This window comes from Streptomyces sp. NPDC101165, from assembly GCF_044768135.1.
Lineage (GTDB): Bacteria > Actinomycetota > Actinomycetes > Streptomycetales > Streptomycetaceae > Streptomyces.
Genome location: NZ_JBIWPG010000010.1, coordinates 340,807 through 359,023, shown reverse-complemented (window position 1 = coordinate 359,023; position 18,217 = coordinate 340,807). Strand labels below are relative to the sequence as shown.

Below are 18,217 nucleotides of genomic sequence, written 5' to 3'. Positions count from 1 at the left end.
CCCGCGCGGACGGTTCATTCCAACTGCACTGTCACTTTGGGTGGTTCGGCGTGACCGGATAGGACTAGTCCGGACGCAAGAGAGCCTTTTCTGGCTCGTCGGAGCGGGTAATTGCTCGTACGAGCGCATTCTATTCCCGTGGGGCGCGACAGCCCCGGAAAAGTATTCACATCCCGGCAAAAACAGTCGTACCCCGCTTCCCTTCCGGGCGGCGGGGTACGCGGGCGTCGTTCAGGCGGGTGAGCCGAGCAGCGGGACGGGAGTCGCCCGATGGGTCAGCACCGGCAGCAACTCGGAGACCCGGCAGGGCCGGTGGGCCGAGATGCCGGGCGGCGCCGGGGCCAGCGGTATCAGCAGGTCGGTGGCGGCCGGATGGCCCTCGGCGGGCTCGGCGGCGACCTCGCCGTGCAGCCACAGGGTGAGCATGTAGAGCCCGGGCACGGACAGCAGGCGCGGCTGGTACGGCTGCGGCAGCGCCTCGGCCTGCTGCAGGGCCCGCTCGGTGGAGACGATGTAGGGACCCTCGAAGAAGTGCGAGAAGGCCCAGCCGTCCGGGGTGAGCATGGTGTCGGCCGCGGCCACCGCGCGGTCGCCGCAACGTATCAGGAAGCGCCACCCGGCCAGCCGGGTCGCGGACAGGCCCTGCGCGGTGATCCGGTCCAACACATGCACGGGAAGAGGCAGTTCGGGCGTCGCGGGGCCCTGCGCGGCACGCAGGGAGGGAGTTCGGGCCTCACGGACCGCGGTGGGGGAACCGAGGGCCGTGAGGACGGAGCGCAGGGCAGGCGCGGGTGCAAGGGGCACGTGCAGCGGCATGGTGGGTCGCCTCTCGTTCGACAGGCGCGGCGGCGCGAGGGAGGGTGGGGCGGACGGCGCTGTCTGCTCACGGGTGGCCTGAGAGGTGGGGCCCGGATCGGTGAACGAGGGTGCGGCTGAGGCCTGCCGCCCGTCACTTCGGCGGCAGGAACACGACGGGAACCGGGACCACGGGCACCAACCTTAGGCCTTGTTCGCAAGGTTATACGACACGTGTTCAGACGATGTTTCGTCTACCGGATTCCGGTTGACCCGACAAGGGGTCATTCAGCCGATGAATCGCGCAAATCATCCCGATTTCCGGTCCGGGATCGCGCCGCTGACCTCGGAATACGCCACGATCGCGGACGGCCGAATGTCGTCGGCGTTTTTCACGAGGCGGTCGGGGAACCCGAAGATGCGTACTGCGGCATGCCCCGTGAATGTGCCGCGGGGAACATTCGACAGAGTAACGGGCGCCGGGCCCGCATGGGACGTTATCGATCGCTTCGGCTGGGCATCATCCCACCTGACCCGGGACCCCGGCGGCCGGATCTGCGGCCCGCCCATCCGAGGAGGGACACTTCGATGGGGGAGAAGGTCGTGGCGGGGCAGTTCGACCTGTCCGATCGCCAGCGCTACCGCGAAAAGCTCCAAAAGTGTCTGGCGGGACTGGAGCGGCTGCTGGTCGAGAAGCGGTTCGACCGCCCGAAGAACCTCATGGGCGTGGAGATCGAGTTGAATCTCGCCGGCCCCGACGGCATGCCGAAAATGCTGAACGGGCAGGTGCTGGAGCGCATCGCGAGCCGCGATTTCCAAACAGAACTCGCCAGGTTCAACCTGGAAGTGAACATAGCCCCACACCGGTTGGGCGGCCGCGTATTCGACCGGCTCGCCGAGGAACTGCGCACCTCCCTGGCGTACGCCGACCGGAAGGCCGGCGAGGTGGACGCCGGAATCGTGATGATCGGCATTCTGCCCACGCTCGAGCCCGACGACGTGGTCTCCGCCAACCTCTCCGAGGCGGATCGTTACACCCTGCTCAACGACCAGATCGTGGCCGCCCGGGGCGAGGACTTCGTCCTCGACATCGAGGGGGTCGAGCACCTGACCCGCACCTCCAAGTCCATCGCCCCGGAGGCCGCTTGCACCTCCGTCCAGCTGCACCTCCAGGTCACCCCGGCCCGCTTCGCCGACGTTTGGAACGCGGCGCAGGTGGCATCGGCCGCGCAGATCGCCGTCGGCGCCAACTCGCCCTTCCTGTTCGGTCACGAGCTGTGGCGCGAGTCCCGGGTGCCGCTGTTCCTGCAGGCCACCGACACCCGCCCGCCGGAACTCCAGGCCCAGGGGGTGCGGCCGCGCATCTGGTTCGGCGAACGCTGGATCTCCTCCGCGTACGACCTGTTCGAGGAGAACCTGCGCTTCTTCCCGCCCCTGCTGCCGATCTGTGACGCCGAGGAGCCGCTGGAGGTCCTGGACGCCGGCGGCGTACCCCGGCTCGCCGAACTCGTCCTGCACAACGGCACGATCTACCGTTGGAACCGGCCCGTCTACGACATCGCGAACGGCGTGCCGCACCTGCGCGTGGAGAACCGGGTGCTGCCGGCCGGGCCGACCGTCACCGACGTGATCGCCAACGCGGCCTTCTACTACGGCCTGGTGCGCGCCCTCGCCGAGGAGTCCAGGCCGATATGGACCCGGATCCCCTTCGCGGTGGCCGAGGCCAACTTCGACGCGGCGTGCCGGTACGGCATCGACGCGCGCTTCGTGTGGCCGCGGCGGGGACGCTACGGCGGCACCGGCGAGGTCGACGCGGTCACCCTGGTCCGCGACGAACTGCTGCCGCTGGCCTCGGCGGGACTGGACGCGTGGGGCCTGGAAGCCGCCGACCGGGACTTCTACCTGGGCGTCATCGAGGAGCGGTGCCGGCGCCGGGTCAACGGGGCGTCCTGGCAGGCGGCCACCTTCCACCGGGCCCTGGAACAGGGACTCGGCCGCGAGGCGGCCCTCGCCGCGACGACCCGGCGCTATGCCGAGCTGATGCACGCGGGGGAGCCGGTGCACACGTGGCCCGTCGGGTTGCCCGAGCCGGTGCCGCTCGGCTGAGGGCCGTCGGGCCACCGGGAAAGCCCTGCCCGGGCACGCACTCCACAGGCCGATCCGGCATGCTGTGACCTCGCACGACCGGACCGAAGGCAGGAGTGCACGTGGAGGCTGACCCGGTGGCCGAGGCGTACCCGCGGGAGCGGTTCTCGCGGCGGATCCTCCGCGACGAGACGCTGCTCGTCCTGGGGCTCTCGCTGGGCGCGAGCGGGGTGTCCGCGCTGATCAGCTTCGTCGGGTCGGTCACCAAACCGGGCGGCCTCAAGGAGCAGGCGGCCACCCTCAACGCCTCTGCCGCGCCCGGCCGCCCCTGGCTCGACCTCGCCTGGCAGCTCTTCGGCATCGCCAGCGCGCTGGTCCCCGTGGCCCTGGTCGCCCACCTGCTGCTGCGCGAGGGCGAGAGCATGCGCACGCTGGGCTTCGACCGCACCCGCCCCTGGCCCGACCTCGGCCGGGGCGCGGGCGTCGCGGCCGTGATCGGAAGCACCGGCATCGCCTTCTACCTGGCCGCCCGCGGTCTCGGTTTCAACCTCACCGTCGTGCCCGAGGCGCTGCCCGACGTGTGGTGGAAGTACCCGGTGCTGATCCTGTCCGCACTGCAGAACGCGATCCTCGAAGAGGTCATCGTCGTCGGCTATCTGCTGCGCAGGCTGGGGCAGTTGGGCTGGACCCCGGGGACCGCACTGGTGGCCAGCGCGGTCCTGCGCGGCTCGTACCACCTCTACCAGGGCATCGGCGGCTTCATCGGCAACATGGTCATGGGCGTGGTCTTCGTCTGGCTCTACCGCCGCTGGGGCCGGGTCGGCCCGCTGGTCGTCGCACACTCCCTGCTCGACATCGGCGCCTTCGTCGGCTACGCCCTGCTCGCCGGCAAGGTGGGCTGGCTGCCCACGGCCTAGGACCCGAGCAGCTCGCCCTCGATCACCGTGACCGCGCCGCCGGTGAGCAGGGTGCGGTCGCCGCGCAGTCCGGTGCGGACCAGACCGGTGCGGCGGGAGGCCTGCAGGCCGGTGAGGTCGTCCCGGCCCAGACGGGCGGACCAGTGCGGGGCGAGCGCGGTGTGGGCGCTGCCGGTGACCGGGTCCTCGTCGATGCCGACGTTCGGGAAGAAGCATCGGGAGACGAAGTCGTAGCCGAGGGACGGGTCGTCGGCGCGGGCGGTGGCGATGATGCCGCGCGAGGAGTGGGCGCCGAGGGCCTTGTGGTCGGGGGCGAGCCCGCGGACCGTCTGCTCGTCGGCCAGCTCCACCAGCAGATCGCCGACGTTCGGGCCGGTGTCGAAGGCGACGACCGGTTCGGCGCCCAGCGCCTTGCCGACCCCGGCCGGGATCTCGACCGGGGTGAGCGGGGCGGTCGGGAAGTCCAGGGTGATCGAGCCGTCCGCACCGGGCGTGGCGATGAGCACCCCGCTGCGGGTGGCGAACCGCACCGGTCCCTCATGAGCGCCGCTGGTGTACAGGACGTGGGCGGTGGCGAGGGTGGCGTGCCCGCACATCGCGACCTCGGTGGCGGGCGTGAACCACCGCAGCGCCCAGTCCGCGGGGCCGCCCTCGGGCAGCCGGTGTGCGAACGCCGTCTCGGCGTGGTTGACCTCCAGAGCGACCTTCTGGAGCCAGTCGTCGTCCGGGAAGGCGTCGTCCAGGATCAGGACTCCGGCCGGGTTGCCGGCGAAGGGGCGGTCGGTGAAGGCGTCGACGATTCGGATGCGCATGGCTCCGACGCTAGGGGCCCGGGAAGCGGCGGGACCAAGGCCAATTCACGAGCCCTGGACCGATTTCGCGCCGACGGCACGGCCGGCCGTGACCCACGGGGCGAGCTGGGCGACGCCGAACGCCACCTCCACGACCAGGAACGGCCACAGCACCGAGGGACCGCCGTGCCCCAGTGCGTACGCCTGCCAGAGGGCGAAGAGCGTGCGCGCGACTCCGTCCAGCAGCCCGTGCAGCGGCAGCGGTCGTACGACCCGCAGGACGGACCAGACGACCACGACCGAGCCCATCAGGTTGGCGTACAGCATCTGCATCGGGTCGAGCGCCGGGAAGGCACCCAGCCCGGCCGCGTCACCCGCCTCCGCCAGCAGGTCGTGCACCAGCGCGTACGTCCACGGCGTCGCGAAGCCGGCGGTGACGAGCAGGTCGTACCAGCCGCTGGCCCGTACGAGGCGGAGATAGGCGGGGCGGTGCGGGACGGGGACAAAGCTCACGGAGAACTCCTCGGGCAGGTCCGTCTCTGACGCCGCTCACGCTAAACAGCGGAGTACGCTCCAAGGTCAAGTCCAGGGAGCGGCGGGGGAGCCATGCGCATCGGAGAACTGGCCGCGCAGGCGGGCCTGTCCAAGGACACCGTTCGGTTCTACGAGCGGATCGGGCTGATCGAGGGCCGCCGCCTGTCCAACGGCTACCGCGACTTCCCGCCCGAGACGGTGACCTGGCTGCACTACGTCCGCACCGCACAGACCCTCGGCTTCACGCTCGCGGAGATCGCCCGGCACGGCGCGGACCTGCGCGACGCCCCGGACAGCGCCGAAGCGCTGTCGGCGCTCCTCGCCGACAAGATCCGCATCATCGACACCCGTATGTCCGAACTCACGGCCCTGCGAGCCGATCTCACGTCCCGCGTCGACACGGGCTGTCCACTGCGGGCGGCAGGGACGGACGCCTGAGCCCCACCGGACCCGCCCCGCACCCCCACGCCTGCGGCGGGAACGGGTAGCCCGGCTCGGCCCTCCCGGCAGCCTGACGCACGTGCCCCGAGAAGGGGCTTGCCACGCCGTCGTTACCGATATATCGTCGAGACATCGCGTAAGGGACGCGATCGATACGTGACTGATCAACGATGGAATGGAGTGATCGCGATGCGTACCCACGGATTCGAGCGTGGACATCGTCAGGACGGCCCGGGCCGGCACGGCCGGGGCGGGTTCGGTGGATTCGAGGCGCGCCGGGGTGCCTTCGGGCCCTTCGGTCCGGGTGGTCCCGGGTTCGGGCCCGGCTTCGGACCGGGACCCTGGGGGCCGCGAGGACGGGGCGGTCCGAGGGGAAGGGCGCGGCGCGGTGACGTGCGCGCCTCGATCCTGGCCCTGCTCAAGGACCGGCCCATGCACGGCTACGAGATGATCCAGGAGATCGCCGAGCGCAGCGGCGGTGCGTGGAAGCCCAGCCCCGGCTCGGTCTACCCCACCCTCCAGCTGCTGGAGGACGAGGGTCTGATCGCCAGCGAGAGCGAGGGCGGCAAGAAGCTGTTCGCCCTGACCGAGAGCGGCCGCAGCGCCGCCGAGGAAGGTCCGGAGGCCCCCTGGGAGGAGGCCTCGCGCGGGGTCGACTTCGAGGCCCTCGGTGAGATCCGGCAGGCCGGCTTCGGTCTGATGCAGGCCTTCGGACAGGTCTGGAACACCGGCACCAAGGAACAGCGCGAGAAGGCGCTGGCCGTCATCAACGACGCCCGCAAGAAGCTGTACCTCATCCTCGCCGACGAGGACTGAGGAGCACGGCGACGGAAGGCGCCCCGTGGAGACTCCGCGGGGCGCCTTCCCGTGTCCGTCTCTGTGTCCGCTTCTGTGTCTGTGCCCGGGCTCAGGCCACCAGTCCGCCCAGCTTGCGCAGCGACTCGTTCAGGGCGGCCGTCGCCGAGTCCTTGAGCTTGCCCGCCATCAGCGACACCGCGGCGCCGGTGAACTCGCCGTCGATACGGACCGTCGTGGCGTCGCCGTCGGGGGTGAGCGTGTAGCGGGTGGCCACGGTCACGGCCATCGGGCCCTTGCCGCGGATGGCGAACACCCGCGCCGGCTCCAGCTCCTCGATGGTCCAGTCGACCTCCGCCGGGAAGCCCATCAGCTTCATGTTCTCCTGGAACGTCCCGCCCACCGCCAGGGTCTCGGGACCGCCCTTCGGGAAGCTGGTGTGGGTCGCGTTCCACTCGCCGTACGCCGACCAGTCGGTGAGCTGGGTCCACACCTTCTCGGCCGGTGCCTGGATGCGTGCCTCGGCGCTGACTTCGGCCATGCGACCACCCCTTCGTTTCGGGCTTCGGTGTCGCGGAACGTAGCCTCAGGGCCTCGAACATTCAATACTGATGAACCGTCAGGAATTGAGTTCTCCGGGGCATGCGCACCCGGTACACGTACTGTTTGCGGTGGTTGCGTTCGGGGCGCGGGGCAAGGCGGCGCGCGCCCCTTGGCCGGGTCAGTGGCCGAGAGTGGCCTGATCTCCTCCGTAAGGATGAGATTCCGGCCGGTGATGTCCACTCTGTGCGGCACGCGAAAATGGTTCCCCTCGCGGATGACGCGGCCCGCTGGGGCTGATGGGGTAGAGGGTGTGCAACACCGTATAGCCCGTCAGCCCGCCCATGACCAGGGCGGCCTGCCCACGGACGACGACGCCGGGCTCAGCGCCGAGCTGGCGGCGGTGGTCGCCGGTGCCCGTCGTAGGGCCCTGCGGGACGGGGACCGGCAGATCGACACCGCCCATCTGCTCCACTCCCTTCTCGAGTCCGACCCCGAGGTCCGCGCCGCCGTCGGCGACGCCCCGCAGCTCGCCCGGCTGCTCGGCTATCTCGTACAGCGCAGCATCGGCTACGGGCTGCGCTGGCAGAGCGGCGTGGAGGACTCCGGCGCGATCGCGGTCGTACCGGACCCCGCCCGGTACGGCGGTGAACCCAAGGAGGCCGGGGGCTGGTCGCCCGTCGCGGCCGCCACCATGGAGGAGGCCCGTCGGCGCGCCCGGCAGCGCGGCGAGGCCCGCGCGGGCGGCACCGATCTGCTGGCCGCACTGGTGGTGGACCCGGAGTCCCGGGCCGTCGCGGTCCTGGAGCGCGCGGGCATCCCCGCAGGCGACCTGCGGGCCCGGATCGAGGCCCGCCCGGGGGAGTACCCCGGCGAGGGCGGGGCGGCCTGCTGAACCGGCGCGCCGGCACCCCGGCCGGCCCCCGAGAAGTCCACCTCCTGAGACAGGTGTCAACGGGGATGACGCTCATGTCAGTGCCTGTCATCATGTGCCGGTGCATACGTCTGAGAGCAGTCAGGGCAGCCGCGGCAAGGGTGTCGGGCTCGGTCTCGCCCTCGCTTCCGCGCTGGCCTTCGGCGGGTCCGGAGTGGCGGCCAAACCGCTGATAGAGGCGGGTCTCGACCCGCTCCACGTGGTGTGGCTACGGGTGGCCGGAGCCGCCCTGGTGATGCTGCCGCTCGCCGTGCGGCACCGCGCCCTGGTGCGCCGCCGCCCCACGCTGCTCGCCGGGTTCGGACTGCTCGCTGTCGCCGGTGTCCAGGCCTGCTACTTCGCCGCGCTCTCCCGTATCCCGGTGGGCGTGGCACTGCTCGTCGAGTACCTGGCTCCCGCGCTGGTGCTCGGCTGGGTGCGGTTCGTGCAGCGGCGGCCCGTCTCGCGTGCCGCCGCCCTCGGCGTGGTGCTCGCGGCCGGCGGTCTCGCCTGCGTGGTGGAGGTGTGGTCGGGGCTGAGCTTCGACGCGCTCGGCCTGCTGCTCGCGCTCGGCGCCGCCTGCTGCCAGGTCGGCTACTTCGTCCTGTCCGACCAGGGCAGCGAGGCCGGCGACCAGGCGCCGGACCCGCTCGGCGTCATCGCCTACGGCCTGCTCGTGGGGGCCGCCGTCCTGACCGTCGTGGCCCGCCCCTGGAGCATGGACTGGTCGGTGCTGGTCGGCTCCGCGGACATGAACGGCACCGCCGTCCCGGCCTTCGCCCTGCTCGGCTGGATCGTCCTGGTCGCCACGGTCGTGGCCTACATCACCGGCGTGCTGTCCGTGCGACGGCTGTCCCCTCAGGTGGCGGGTGTCGTCGCCTGCCTGGAGGCGGTCGTCGCGACCGTCCTGGCCTGGGTGCTGCTCGGCGAGCACCTGTCGGCGCCGCAGATCGTGGGCGGTGCCGTCGTCCTCCTCGGCGCGTTCATCGCCCAGTCCTCGACACCGGCCAAGGGCTCCGGCGAGCCGGTGGCCCAGGGCGGCGCGGAACGGGAGCTGTCCACCCCGGGTGCGACTGCCTAGGGTGCTGATCATGCCGCTGAACGCACTCGTCCGTCCGTCCACGGCCGCCTGAGGCGGGTCTCCGGGAGGAAGGCGCCCGGCATGGGGTGCCGGGCGGGCCGGTGCTTGCCCGCAGACGAAGTCCGCGTGCCCTGCGTCCGCGTGCCCTGCGTCCGCGTGCCCTGCGTCCGCGTGCCCTGCGTCCGCGTGCCCTGCGTCCGCGTGCCCTGCGTCCGCGTGCCCTGCCTCGGTGACCGGCACCCCGCTGATGCTCCGAGCGGTCGTCGGCCTGATGTTCGCCGAGGCCCACGACCGCCGTGAGACGGTCGCGGTGTGGCCCCCGCGTCAGAGCGCGGCGATGTACTCCGGGACGTCGATGCCGGGCGTCAGGTCGGTGTTGTCGACGGGCGTGTCGTAGCCCTTGCGGAGCGGGACGACCCCGGCCCAGTGCGGCAGTTCGAGGTCCTCGGGCTCGTCGTTCGCGCCGCCGGTGCGGATCTTGGCGGACACCTCGTCCAGGTCGAGGCGGATGACCGCGGTGGCGGCGAGCTCCTTCTTGTTCGCGGGCCGGGAGTCGGCGGCCCGGCCCGGCACGACCTGGTCCACCAGCGCGTCCAGGGCCAGTCGCCGCTCCTCGGGGTCGGTGACCTCGTGCGCGATGCCGTGCACCACCACGGAGCGGTAGTTGATCGAGTGGTGGAACGCGGAGCGGGCCAGCACCAGCCCGTCGACGTGGGTCACCGTCAGGCACACCGCGAGGCCGGGGTCCGCCTCACCGGTCATGCGCAGCGGACGCGAACCGGTGGACCCGTGCACGTAGAGCCGCTCGCCGACCCGGCCGTACAGCGTCGGCAGCACCACCGGGGCACCGTCGCGGACGAAGCCGAGGTGGCAGACGTAGCCCTCGTCGAGTATCGCGTGCACCACGTCCTTGTCGTACGACGCCTTCTGCGCGGATCGCGTCGGCACGGTGCGGTCGGTCGCGGTGTACGCGACGGGCTTCGGCGGAGTCTCCTGGGTCCCCTGCATGGCGTTCTCCATTGCACTAGTGCATAATTGGTTTTGTGCTAGGAGAGTATCCGATTCAGGGGCACGGCGCAGCAGAGATTGCGGCCAGTGTCGAGCGCGCGGTCGGCACCGGTGAGCTGGAACCGGGCCAACCACTGCCTCCCATGCGGGAGTTGGCGACCCGGCTCGGGGTGAACCCGAACACGGTCGCGGCCGCCTATCGCACCCTGCGCGAGCGCGGGGTGATCGAGACCGCCGGCCGTCGGGGCAGCAGGGTCCGGCAGAAGCCGGCGACGACGGGCCGCGAGCAGATCCGGGTGGCCGTACCGGAGGGCGTGCGGGACGTGGCCGACGGCAACCCGGACCCCGCGCTGCTGCCCCACCTCGCCGATGCGTTCGCGGCAGCCGCCGCGCAGGGCGACCGCGAACCCGTGCTGTACGGGCACGACTCGGTGGAGCCGGAGCTGGCGCGTCTCGCCCGCGCCGCCCTGGACGCCGACGGAGTGCCAGACGGCCCCATCGGTGTGGCCTCCGGATCCCTGGACGCCGTCGAACGGGTCCTCACGGCGCACCTCAAGCCGGGCGACGAGGTGGCGGTGGAGGACCCCGGGTGGGGGAGGGTGCTGGATCTGGTTCCGGCGCTCGGGTTGCGCACGATGTCCGTCGGCGTGGACGACGAAGGGCCACGCCCCGAGAACGTCAGGCGGGCGCTGGAGTCCGGGGCCCGCGCCCTGATCGTCACGGACCGGGCGCAGAACCCGACCGGCGCGGCACTGACCGCCACGCGCGCGCGTGCCCTTCGGTCGGTGCTCCGCGAGCACCCCGAGACCCTGCTGATCGAGGACGACCACGGTCACGGCATCGTCGATGTGCCGCTGTCCCCGCTCGCCGGGGTCACCCGCCACTGGGTCCTCGTCCGCTCCGTCGCCAAGGCTTGGGGCCCTGATCTGCGTCTGGCCGTGTTCACCGGGGACGCGGTCACCGTCGACCGGGTGCGGGGGCGGCAGCGGCTGGGCGCCGGGTGGGTGAGCCTGCTCGTCCAACGGGCCGTCGTGAGGCTGTGGAACGACGGCGCGGTGGACCCGCGCGAGGTGGCGGCCTCGTACGGCCGCCGCCGGGACACTCTGATCGGGGCCCTGACCGAACGCGGCGTGCCGGCGCACGGCCGCAGCGGCATGAACGTCTGGGTCCCGGTCCCCGACGAGACGGGCGTGGTGGCCCGCCTGCTGCACGCGGGCTGGGCGGTCTCCCCGGGCGCCCGCTTCCGCCTGAACGCCCCACCGGGGATCCGCATCACGATCTCGACGCTGACGACGGAGGAGACCGGTGAGCTGGCGGATGCGGTAGCGGCGGCGGTGGGCCCGGCACCTGCCAGGACGTATGTGTAGCGAAGGCCGAACACCCCGGGGGCGCGGGGCCGTGTCGATATGCGGCTCCGCGGCGCGGGCGTGACAAGCCACGACGCACCCGCACCCGCGTAAGCGCCTCGCCCCCTGAGACCTTTCGCTTCACCCGTGCAAGCGCTTCGCCCCCTCAGGCCTTTCGCTTCACCTGAGTGAGCGCAGCCCCCGCAAGAACGATCACTGCCCCCACCGGCGTGGTCCAGCGAAGCGACTCCCCGAGAATCGCCACCCCGGCAGCGGTGGCGATGACCGGGATGAAGTACGTGACCATCTGTGCCGTGGTGGGCCCGACTTCCGCGACCAACCCGTACTGAATGAGAACCGCCAGCCCGGTCCCCAACGCCCCCAGCGCCGCGATCGCCAGCAGCGGGACGAACGAGAAGTGCGCCGGAAGACTGGTGAACAGAGGCGTCACAACGGCCAGTTGGACGGTCGCCAACAGCAACTGCGCTCCCGTCATCGCCAGATGCGAGTTCCCCGTCCCCGCCAGCGTCCGCCGTACATAGATCCACCCGATCGGATAGCTCAGCGAAGCCGACAGAGCCATCGCGGTACCCGTGGCATCAAGCCCGTGGAACCCCTGCCACGCACCGAGCACCGTCAGCACCCCGAGGAAGCCCAGGCCGAGGCCGGCGAAACGAACCCGTGTGGGCCGGTCCTCCGAGAGCGCGACGAGGGACAGTGCCATGCCCCACAGCGGCGAGGTGGCGTTGCAGATGCCCGCCAGCGTGGAGGGGATCGTCAGCTCCGAGTAGGCGAAGAGGGAGAACGGCAGCGCGTTCAGGAAGAACGCGGCGACCGTCATGTGCCCCCAGACCCGCGCCCCCCGCGGCAGCCGCTCCCGCTTCACGGCCATCGTCGCCGCCAGCACCGCCGTACCGAAGACCAGCCGGCCCAGAGTGACCTGGAAGGGCGCGTAGCCCTCCGTGCCCACCTTGATCAACAGGAAGCTGAAGCCCCAGATCAGGGAGAGGGCGCCGAAGCGCAGCCGCCAGTCGAGGCGGGGGTGGGGGCGGGAGCGGGCAGGGGCGGGGGACTGGGTTCGGGGTGCGGCGACCGTGCTCATGGCATCAACGATGCTGGAGGCAACCTCGTAGCACAATCGAGATTTCCCACTCAGTATCTCTTAGGATTGCTTACATGTTGAATCTGGAGCGCCTGCGTACCCTGGACGCCCTCGCCCGGCACGGCTCGGTCAGCGCCGCCGCCGAGGCGCTGCACGTCACCACCTCCGCCGTCTCGCAGCAGCTGGGCAAGCTGGAGCGGGAGGTCGGCCAGCAACTGCTGGCCAAGAACGGGCGGGGCGTGCGGCTCACGGACGCGGGGCGGCTGCTGTCCGAGCACGCGGCCCGCATCCTCTCGCAGGTCGAGCTGGCCCAGTCCGACCTGGAGGCGCACCGCGGCCAGGTCGTCGGCGAACTGCGCCTCTCGGCGTTCCCGACCGCCGCCCGCGGCCTCTTCCCGACCGCGCTCGGTGCCCTGCGCGCCCAGCATCCGGGGCTCCGGGTGCGCTCCAGCGAACTGGAGCCGGAGCAGGGCATCGCCGGCGTCGTGCGCGGCGACCTCGATCTCGCGGTCGTCCTCGACTGGTACAACAAGCCGATGCCCGTGCCGGACGGCCTCGTCAAGGCTCCGCTGCTGGACGACGCGGCCGACGTCGCCCTGCCCGTCGGGCACCGGCTCGCAGGCCGGGACGAGGTGGACCTCGCCGAGTTCGCGGAGGACGAGTGGATCACCTGGGGCGAGGGCGAGTTCTGCCACGAGTGGCTGATGTTCACGCTGCGCTCGAAGGGCATCGAGCCGATCGTCGGCCACCGGGCCGGCGAGACCCACACCCAACTCGGCCTGGTCGCCGCCGGGTTGGGTGTGTGCATCGCACCGCTGCTGGGCCGCCACCCGGTGCCGCCGGGCATCGTCATGGTCCCGCTCACGCAGCGCGTACGCAGGCATGTGTACGTCGTCTGGCGTGCGGACGCCGACCGCCGCCCGTCGATCCGGGCGGCGGTCGAGGCCCTGCGTACGTCGGCCCGACGATCCGGCTGAGCGCTACGCCCCGAGCTTCCGGAAGTCCCAGGACACGATCTTCTCCGGGGTCAGCCGCGCCCAGGCGTGCCGGCCGTCGTGCGGCATCTCGTCCAGGCCGAAGTTCTTGCGGGCGAACAGCGTCTCCGCCGTGTCGAGTTCGGCGCGCAGCTCGCCCGTCCGCGGCACCTCGCCGACGAACTCCACCCGCCCGGACAGCTCGACCCCGCGCAACTGGTCGTACTCCTCGCCCGAGTCGACCACGACCGCCACCCGCGGGTCGCGGCACAGCTGGGTCCAGCGCCGGCTGCGCACCACCGAGTACAGCCACAGCGAGCTGCCGTCCCAGGCGAACCAGAGCGCGCTGACGTGCGGCGCGCCGTCCGCCGAGACCGTGGCGACCCGGCAGGTGCGCTGGCTGGTCAGGAACTCGTCCAGCTCACCGGGCGTCATCATGATCTTCCGGCCCCGGCGCTGCTGAGTGACGGTCATACGGCCCCCTCTTCTCCCACGTCGTGCCAGAGGACTTCCGAGTGCTGTTGATCCTCTGACATCACGTCAGAAAAGGGAATGGGTCGACTTCCGCTGTTGCCTCGTTGTGGTTACTCTCGCGGCTCCGCACCTCGGCGAACGGAGGCGCCATGCCGTCGTACGAAGAGCTCGGCGAACTGCTCGATCCCGCGAGCACGGTCCTGCTGACCGTGGAGTGCCAGCAGGGGGTGGTCGGCCCGGACGCCGCGCTGCCCGAACTCGCCCGCGAGGCCCGCTCCTCCGGTGCCCTGCGCAACGTGGCCCGGCTGGTCGTCGCCGCGCACGAGACCGGGGTGCAGGTGATCCATGCCCTCGCCGAGCGCCGCCCGGACGGCCGTGGCGCGAACCGCAACGCCCGCCTCTTCCGCGCCGCCGAACGGCTTCCCGTCCAGCAGCTGACCGGCACCACCGCGGTGCGGGTCGCGCCCCCGATCGAGGTCACCGAGGAGGACTTCGTCGTACGACGGCTGCACGGCCTGTCCCCGATCCAGGGCACCGAGGTCGACGCGCTGCTGCGCAACCTCGGCTGCCGCACCCTGGTCGTCACCGGCGTCTCGGCCAACGTGGCCGTGCCCAACGCGGTGTTCGACGCGGTCAACCGCGGCTACACCGCCGTCGTCCCGGCCGACGCCATCGCGGGTGTGCCCGCCGACTACACCCCCGCGATGATCCGCAACACCCTCGCCCTGGTCGCCACGATCACGTCCACGGACGAGGTGCTCGGCTGCCTCGAGCGGCCGCGCCGGCGGCCGTGAAGCGACTCAGGCCAGCTTGATCTCGTCGCCGGAGACGGTGATCTTCGCGGCGGCCAGCGGCTGGGTCGCGGGACCCTGCTTCACGCTGCCGTCCTCGGCGGAGAAGTGGCTGTTGTGGCACGGGCAGACGATCACGCCGTCGGCCACACTGCCCACCGCGCAGCCCTGGTGGGTGCACTTCGAGGAGAACGCCTTGTAGGTGCCCGCCGCGGGCTGGGTGACCACCACGCCCTGGTCCTTGAAGATCTTGCCGCCGCCCTCCGGGATGTCCGTGGTCTTGGCGAGGGCCGTGCCGCCGGCCGAACCGCCCGAGGCCGAGGAACCGCTGTCCTGCGAGGCCCCGGTGGATCCCGTGGATCCGGTGGCCCCGCTCGTGCCGGACGAACCGGACCCGGTGTTGACGGTGTCCGACGAGTTGTCCGAACCGCAGGCGGTCAGCGCGGCGGCGAGCCCGGCCGCTCCGGCCGCCGCCATGACGGTACGACGGGCCGGTCCCGCTTCGGGCTTGGGCGATGCGCTGGTCATGTGGACGTTCCCTTCCGCGGAGCTTCTCGTGATCCGTCCAGGGGTACGGTCCTCGGGCACCACCTGTTCAGACGGGCACCCAGATCCTTGCCCACCGGGGATGAGACGGCCGTAAGCCACGCCTGTCGACAAGCTGTCGGGTGGGGCGCCGCTCCCGCGACAGTAACCTGGGGCGATGCTCAAGGAAGTCACCGTGACCCGCTACATCACGCCGCTGCGTGAGGGCGGCTCCTTGCCGGGGCTCGTCGAGGCCGACGACTTCGGGACGTACGTCATGAAGTTCACCGGCGCCGGACAGGGCCGCAAGACACTGGTCGCCGAGGTCGTCTGCGGCGAACTCGCCCGCCGGCTCGGTTTCCGGATGCCCCGCCTCGTCACCATCGAGCTGGACTCCGTCCTGGGGCTCGGCGAGCCCGAGCAGCAGGTGCAGGAGCTGCTCCGGTCCAGCGGCGGCACCAACCTCGGCATGGACTTCCTCTCCGGCGCCCTCGGCTACGACCCGCTCGCCTTCCCGGTGAGCCCCGAGGAGGCCGGGCGGATCGTCTGGTTCGACGCGCTGATCAACAACGTGGACCGCTCCTGGCGCAACCCGAACCTCCTCGTGCACCGCGGCGAGCTGTGGCTCATCGACCACGGCGCCACGATGATCTGGCACCACAACTGGCCCTCGGTCGAGGCCTCGGCGGCCCGCCCCTACGACGCCTCCGACCACGCTCTCGCCCGGTTCGCCCCGGACGTGACCGCCGCCGCGGCGGAGCTGGCTCCCAAGGTCACCGAGGACCTCCTGGCCGAGGTCACCGCCGAGATCCCCGACGCCTGGCTGGCCGACGAGCCCGGCTTCGACACCCCGGACGACCTGCGGCGGGCCTACGCGCGGCCCCTGCTCGCCCGGGCGGCCGTCGTCGCCGAGCGCATCACCGGTATCGAGGAGGGCAAGTGAGCGAGACCCGTATCCACATGGCCGGCCATGTGGTCGAGCGCCACATCACCCGGGCGGGCCAGGGCGGCGACCGGGACGTGTTCGAGTACGCCCTGCTGCGGGTCGTCCCCCGCGTCGAGCGCGGCGAGTGCATCAACGCGGGCGTGGTCGTCTACTGCCGCGCCCAGGCCTACGTCGGCGCCCGCATCCACCTGGACGAGGCCCGGCTGCTCGCCCTCGACCCCGATGCCGACGTGGCCGGGGTGCGGGCCGCGCTCGCCGCGATCGAACGTCACTGCGCGGGGGGCGAGGAGGCCGGACAGGCGGCCGGCGACGACGCGGGACGCCGTTACCGCTGGCTGATCGCGCCCCGCTCCACCATCGTCCGGCCCGGACCCGTGCACACCGGACTGACCACCGACCCGGTGGCCGAGACCGAGCGTCTGCTGGACCTCCTGGTGAGGTAATGGATCACACCACCCGGTGTCCCGTTGACACGGGGTGCCAGGACTTCTAGCGTCACGGGTGCTGAAGGTACTAAGCGGTCGCTCACCGCACCACACGGGCTCTCTCAAGAGCCAGACAGGTTCTCTCAAGGGCGAGGAGAAGCAGGAATGTCCACCACTGAACAGCGGGTCGCGATCGTCACCGGCGCGGCGCGCGGCATCGGCGCCGCCACCGCAGTACGACTGGCCGCCGAGGGTCGCGCGGTCGCCGTGATCGACCTGGACGAGGCCGCCTGCAAGGACACCGTGGAGAAGATCACCGCGGCCGGCGGCAAGGCCATCGCGGTCGGCGCGGACGTCTCCGACGAGGCGCAGGTCGAGGCGGCCGTCGCACGGGTCGCGGCGGAGCTGGGCGCGCCGACGATCCTGGTCAACAACGCGGGCGTGCTGCGCGACAACCTGCTGTTCAAGATGAGCGTCTCGGACTGGGACACCGTCCTGAACGTCCACCTGCGCGGCTCGTTCCTGATGACCAAGGCCGTCCAGAAGCACATGGTCGACGCGGGCTTCGGCCGGGTCGTCAACCTGTCCTCCTCCTCGGCGCTCGGCAACCGCGGCCAGGCGAACTACTCGGCCGCCAAGGCCGGCCTGCAGGGCTTCACCAAGACCCTCGCCATCGAGCTCGGCAAGTTCGGCATCACCGCCAACGCCGTCGCCCCCGGCTTCATCGCCACCGAGATGACCAAGGCCACCGCCGACCGCGTCGGCATGGGCTTCGACGACTTCAAGAAGGCCGCCGCCACCCAGATCCCGGTGCAGCGCGTCGGCGAGCCCGAGGACATCGCCAACGCCATCGCCTTCTTCACCGGCGAGGCTGCCGGCTTCGTCTCCGGCCAGGTCCTGTACGTGGCCGGCGGACCGCTCAACTAGGGAACTCGGGACACAGGGGTACACGGACATGACTGAACTCCCGGAGCTTTCCGGCAAGGTCGCGCTGATCACCGGCGCGAGCCGCGGCATCGGCTACGGCGTCGCCGAGGCGCTGGTCGCCCGCGGTGACCGCGTCTGCATCACCGGCCGCAACGAGGACGCCCTGAAGGAGGCCGTCGAGCAGCTCGGCGCCGAGCGGGTCATCGCCGTCGCCGGCAAGGCCCACGACCTCGCCCATCAGGCCGAGGCCGTCGAGCGGACCATGGAGGCCTTCGGCCGCGTCGACTTCCTGGTCAACAACGCGGGCACCAACCCGGTCTTCGGACCCATCGCCGACCTCGACCTGGACGTGGCCCGCAAGGTGTTCGAGACCAACGTGATCTCGGCGCTCGGCTTCGCCCAGAAGACCTGGCACGCCTGGCAGAAGGACAACGGCGGCGCGATCGTCAACATCGCCTCGATCGCGGGCCTCGCGCCCTCGCCGTTCATCGGCGCCTACGGCGTCAGCAAGGCCGCGATGATCAACCTGACCCAGCAGCTGGCGCACGAGTTCGCGCCGCAGGTGCGGGTCAACGCGATCGCCCCGGCCGTCGTGAAGACCAAGTTCGCCCAGGCCCTGTACGAGGGCCGGGAGGCGGAGGCGGCCGCCGCCTACCCGCTCGCCCGGCTCGGCGTGCCCGCCGACATCGGCGGGGCGGCCGCGTTCCTGACCTCCGCCCAGTCCGACTGGGTCACCGGCCAGACGCTCGTCGTGGACGGCGGCATCTTCCTCAACGCCGGGGTGGGCGCCTGACCTGCTCTGTCCGG

Annotated in this window: 21 protein-coding genes; 13 read left to right on the top strand and 8 right to left on the bottom strand. The window is 71.5% G+C overall.

The features are described 5' to 3' along the window. Positions 1-231: 231 nt before the first annotated feature. On the bottom strand, positions 232-816 hold the full coding sequence (locus ACIRVH_RS23495) for a hypothetical protein (protein ID WP_403956301.1): 585 nt from the start codon (positions 814-816) through the stop codon (positions 232-234). 567 nt (positions 817-1,383) lie between these two features. On the opposite strand from ACIRVH_RS23495, the gene ACIRVH_RS23490 reads away from it, so the two are divergent. After that, positions 1,384-2,901, top strand: a complete 1,518-nt coding sequence (locus tag ACIRVH_RS23490; RefSeq protein WP_403956299.1) for a glutamate--cysteine ligase — start codon at positions 1,384-1,386, stop codon at positions 2,899-2,901. 95 nt (positions 2,902-2,996) lie between these two features. Continuing rightward, positions 2,997-3,797 carry a CPBP family intramembrane glutamic endopeptidase gene (locus tag ACIRVH_RS23485; protein WP_390774879.1) on the top strand — a complete coding sequence of 267 codons (801 nt, stop codon included), beginning with the start codon at positions 2,997-2,999 and terminating at the stop codon, positions 3,795-3,797. On the opposite strand, the gene ACIRVH_RS23480 is transcribed toward ACIRVH_RS23485, so the two are convergent. Then, entirely contained in the window at positions 3,794-4,609 is an 816-nt protein-coding gene (locus ACIRVH_RS23480) for a PhzF family phenazine biosynthesis protein (protein ID WP_403956296.1), read from the bottom strand. The genes ACIRVH_RS23485 and ACIRVH_RS23480 overlap by 4 nt on opposite strands. A gap of 45 nt (positions 4,610-4,654) precedes the next feature. After that, positions 4,655-5,101: a hypothetical protein gene (locus tag ACIRVH_RS23475; RefSeq protein WP_403956295.1), complete on the bottom strand. Its 447-nt coding sequence runs from the start codon at positions 5,099-5,101 to the stop codon at positions 4,655-4,657. A gap of 93 nt (positions 5,102-5,194) precedes the next feature. On the opposite strand from ACIRVH_RS23475, the gene ACIRVH_RS23470 reads away from it, so the two are divergent. Continuing rightward, a complete protein-coding gene (locus tag ACIRVH_RS23470) occupies positions 5,195-5,560 on the top strand; it encodes a MerR family transcriptional regulator (protein WP_403956293.1) in 366 nt (121 codons plus the stop codon). A 192-nt stretch (positions 5,561-5,752) separates the two neighbouring features. Continuing rightward, positions 5,753-6,379 carry a PadR family transcriptional regulator gene (locus tag ACIRVH_RS23465; RefSeq protein WP_403956291.1) on the top strand — a complete coding sequence of 209 codons (627 nt, stop codon included), beginning with the start codon at positions 5,753-5,755 and terminating at the stop codon, positions 6,377-6,379. 91 nt (positions 6,380-6,470) lie between these two features. Here ACIRVH_RS23465 and ACIRVH_RS23460 read toward each other — a convergent pair whose 3' ends face one another. Continuing rightward, the gene (locus ACIRVH_RS23460; protein ID WP_101417065.1) at positions 6,471-6,899 is read right to left on the bottom strand and encodes an SRPBCC family protein; all 429 of its coding nucleotides are present in this window, start codon (positions 6,897-6,899) and stop codon (positions 6,471-6,473) included. A 312-nt stretch (positions 6,900-7,211) separates the two neighbouring features. Between ACIRVH_RS23460 and ACIRVH_RS23455 the strand changes: the two genes are divergently transcribed. Together ACIRVH_RS23455 and ACIRVH_RS23450 are read left to right on the top strand one after the other, a co-directional pair. Continuing rightward, positions 7,212-7,793, top strand: a complete 582-nt coding sequence (locus ACIRVH_RS23455) for a Clp protease N-terminal domain-containing protein (protein ID WP_403956289.1) — start codon at positions 7,212-7,214, stop codon at positions 7,791-7,793. Between the two features lie 94 nt (positions 7,794-7,887). After that, positions 7,888-8,892, top strand: coding sequence for an EamA family transporter (locus tag ACIRVH_RS23450; protein WP_403956287.1), 1,005 nt, complete (start codon positions 7,888-7,890; stop codon positions 8,890-8,892). A gap of 324 nt (positions 8,893-9,216) precedes the next feature. On the opposite strand, the gene ACIRVH_RS23445 is transcribed toward ACIRVH_RS23450, so the two are convergent. Further along, a complete protein-coding gene (locus ACIRVH_RS23445; RefSeq protein ID WP_403956285.1) occupies positions 9,217-9,900 on the bottom strand; it encodes a pyridoxamine 5'-phosphate oxidase family protein in 684 nt (227 codons plus the stop codon). A 35-nt stretch (positions 9,901-9,935) separates the two neighbouring features. Between ACIRVH_RS23445 and ACIRVH_RS23440 the strand changes: the two genes are divergently transcribed. Then, complete coding sequence (locus ACIRVH_RS23440) at positions 9,936-11,267, top strand: aminotransferase class I/II-fold pyridoxal phosphate-dependent enzyme (protein ID WP_403956283.1); 1,332 nt, start codon at positions 9,936-9,938, stop codon at positions 11,265-11,267. Positions 11,268-11,412: 145 nt separating this feature from the next. Here ACIRVH_RS23440 and ACIRVH_RS23435 read toward each other — a convergent pair whose 3' ends face one another. Beyond that, positions 11,413-12,348, bottom strand: a complete 936-nt coding sequence (locus ACIRVH_RS23435; protein ID WP_403956281.1) for a DMT family transporter — start codon at positions 12,346-12,348, stop codon at positions 11,413-11,415. Positions 12,349-12,422: 74 nt separating this feature from the next. On the opposite strand from ACIRVH_RS23435, the gene ACIRVH_RS23430 reads away from it, so the two are divergent. Then, positions 12,423-13,325: a LysR family transcriptional regulator gene (locus ACIRVH_RS23430; RefSeq protein ID WP_403956279.1), complete on the top strand. Its 903-nt coding sequence runs from the start codon at positions 12,423-12,425 to the stop codon at positions 13,323-13,325. A gap of 3 nt (positions 13,326-13,328) precedes the next feature. Here the strand turns inward: ACIRVH_RS23430 and ACIRVH_RS23425 are convergent, their stop codons facing one another. Continuing rightward, positions 13,329-13,796 carry a pyridoxamine 5'-phosphate oxidase family protein gene (locus tag ACIRVH_RS23425; RefSeq protein WP_403956277.1) on the bottom strand — a complete coding sequence of 156 codons (468 nt, stop codon included), beginning with the start codon at positions 13,794-13,796 and terminating at the stop codon, positions 13,329-13,331. 149 nt (positions 13,797-13,945) lie between these two features. On the opposite strand from ACIRVH_RS23425, the gene ACIRVH_RS23420 reads away from it, so the two are divergent. Further along, on the top strand, positions 13,946-14,590 hold the full coding sequence (locus ACIRVH_RS23420; RefSeq protein WP_403956275.1) for a cysteine hydrolase: 645 nt from the start codon (positions 13,946-13,948) through the stop codon (positions 14,588-14,590). Positions 14,591-14,596: 6 nt separating this feature from the next. On the opposite strand, the gene ACIRVH_RS23415 is transcribed toward ACIRVH_RS23420, so the two are convergent. Beyond that, positions 14,597-15,115 carry a Rieske (2Fe-2S) protein gene (locus tag ACIRVH_RS23415; RefSeq protein ID WP_403956273.1) on the bottom strand — a complete coding sequence of 173 codons (519 nt, stop codon included), beginning with the start codon at positions 15,113-15,115 and terminating at the stop codon, positions 14,597-14,599. 175 nt (positions 15,116-15,290) lie between these two features. On the opposite strand from ACIRVH_RS23415, the gene ACIRVH_RS23410 reads away from it, so the two are divergent. The 4 genes from ACIRVH_RS23410 (at position 15,291) to ACIRVH_RS23395 (ending at position 18,203) form a co-directional block, all read left to right on the top strand. Continuing rightward, the gene (locus ACIRVH_RS23410; RefSeq protein WP_403956271.1) at positions 15,291-16,055 is read left to right on the top strand and encodes a HipA family kinase; all 765 of its coding nucleotides are present in this window, start codon (positions 15,291-15,293) and stop codon (positions 16,053-16,055) included. Continuing rightward, the gene (locus ACIRVH_RS23405; protein WP_403956269.1) at positions 16,052-16,501 is read left to right on the top strand and encodes a DUF3037 domain-containing protein; all 450 of its coding nucleotides are present in this window, start codon (positions 16,052-16,054) and stop codon (positions 16,499-16,501) included. The genes ACIRVH_RS23410 and ACIRVH_RS23405 overlap by 4 nt, the downstream gene beginning before the upstream one ends. A 147-nt stretch (positions 16,502-16,648) precedes the next feature. After that, complete coding sequence (gene fabG, locus ACIRVH_RS23400; protein ID WP_094219553.1) at positions 16,649-17,410, top strand: 3-oxoacyl-ACP reductase FabG; 762 nt, start codon at positions 16,649-16,651, stop codon at positions 17,408-17,410. A gap of 28 nt (positions 17,411-17,438) precedes the next feature. Beyond that, the gene (locus tag ACIRVH_RS23395) at positions 17,439-18,203 is read left to right on the top strand and encodes an SDR family oxidoreductase (protein WP_403956267.1); all 765 of its coding nucleotides are present in this window, start codon (positions 17,439-17,441) and stop codon (positions 18,201-18,203) included. Positions 18,204-18,217 lie beyond the last annotated feature (14 nt).

Excerpts from the sequence above, each read along its gene's own strand:
- ACIRVH_RS23420 (WP_403956275.1), top strand. The coding sequence starts at position 13,946 with ATGCCGTCGTACGAAGAGCTCGGCGAACTGCTCGATCCCGCGAGCACG.
- ACIRVH_RS23435 (WP_403956281.1), bottom strand. The coding sequence starts at position 12,348 with ATGAGCACGGTCGCCGCACCCCGAACCCAGTCCCCCGCCCCTGCCCGC.
- ACIRVH_RS23415 (WP_403956273.1), bottom strand. The coding sequence starts at position 15,115 with ATGACCAGCGCATCGCCCAAGCCCGAAGCGGGACCGGCCCGTCGTACC.
- ACIRVH_RS23425 (WP_403956277.1), bottom strand. The coding sequence starts at position 13,796 with ATGACCGTCACTCAGCAGCGCCGGGGCCGGAAGATCATGATGACGCCC.
- fabG (WP_094219553.1), top strand. The coding sequence starts at position 16,649 with ATGTCCACCACTGAACAGCGGGTCGCGATCGTCACCGGCGCGGCGCGC.
- ACIRVH_RS23410 (WP_403956271.1), top strand. The coding sequence starts at position 15,291 with ATGCTCAAGGAAGTCACCGTGACCCGCTACATCACGCCGCTGCGTGAG.
- ACIRVH_RS23480 (WP_403956296.1), bottom strand. The coding sequence starts at position 4,609 with ATGCGCATCCGAATCGTCGACGCCTTCACCGACCGCCCCTTCGCCGGC.
- ACIRVH_RS23460 (WP_101417065.1), bottom strand. The coding sequence starts at position 6,899 with ATGGCCGAAGTCAGCGCCGAGGCACGCATCCAGGCACCGGCCGAGAAG.
- ACIRVH_RS23490 (WP_403956299.1), top strand. The coding sequence starts at position 1,384 with ATGGGGGAGAAGGTCGTGGCGGGGCAGTTCGACCTGTCCGATCGCCAG.
- ACIRVH_RS23445 (WP_403956285.1), bottom strand. The coding sequence starts at position 9,900 with ATGCAGGGGACCCAGGAGACTCCGCCGAAGCCCGTCGCGTACACCGCG.
- ACIRVH_RS23465 (WP_403956291.1), top strand. The coding sequence starts at position 5,753 with ATGCGTACCCACGGATTCGAGCGTGGACATCGTCAGGACGGCCCGGGC.
- ACIRVH_RS23430 (WP_403956279.1), top strand. The coding sequence starts at position 12,423 with ATGTTGAATCTGGAGCGCCTGCGTACCCTGGACGCCCTCGCCCGGCAC.
- ACIRVH_RS23470 (WP_403956293.1), top strand. The coding sequence starts at position 5,195 with ATGCGCATCGGAGAACTGGCCGCGCAGGCGGGCCTGTCCAAGGACACC.
- ACIRVH_RS23395 (WP_403956267.1), top strand. The coding sequence starts at position 17,439 with ATGACTGAACTCCCGGAGCTTTCCGGCAAGGTCGCGCTGATCACCGGC.
- ACIRVH_RS23495 (WP_403956301.1), bottom strand. The coding sequence starts at position 816 with ATGCCGCTGCACGTGCCCCTTGCACCCGCGCCTGCCCTGCGCTCCGTC.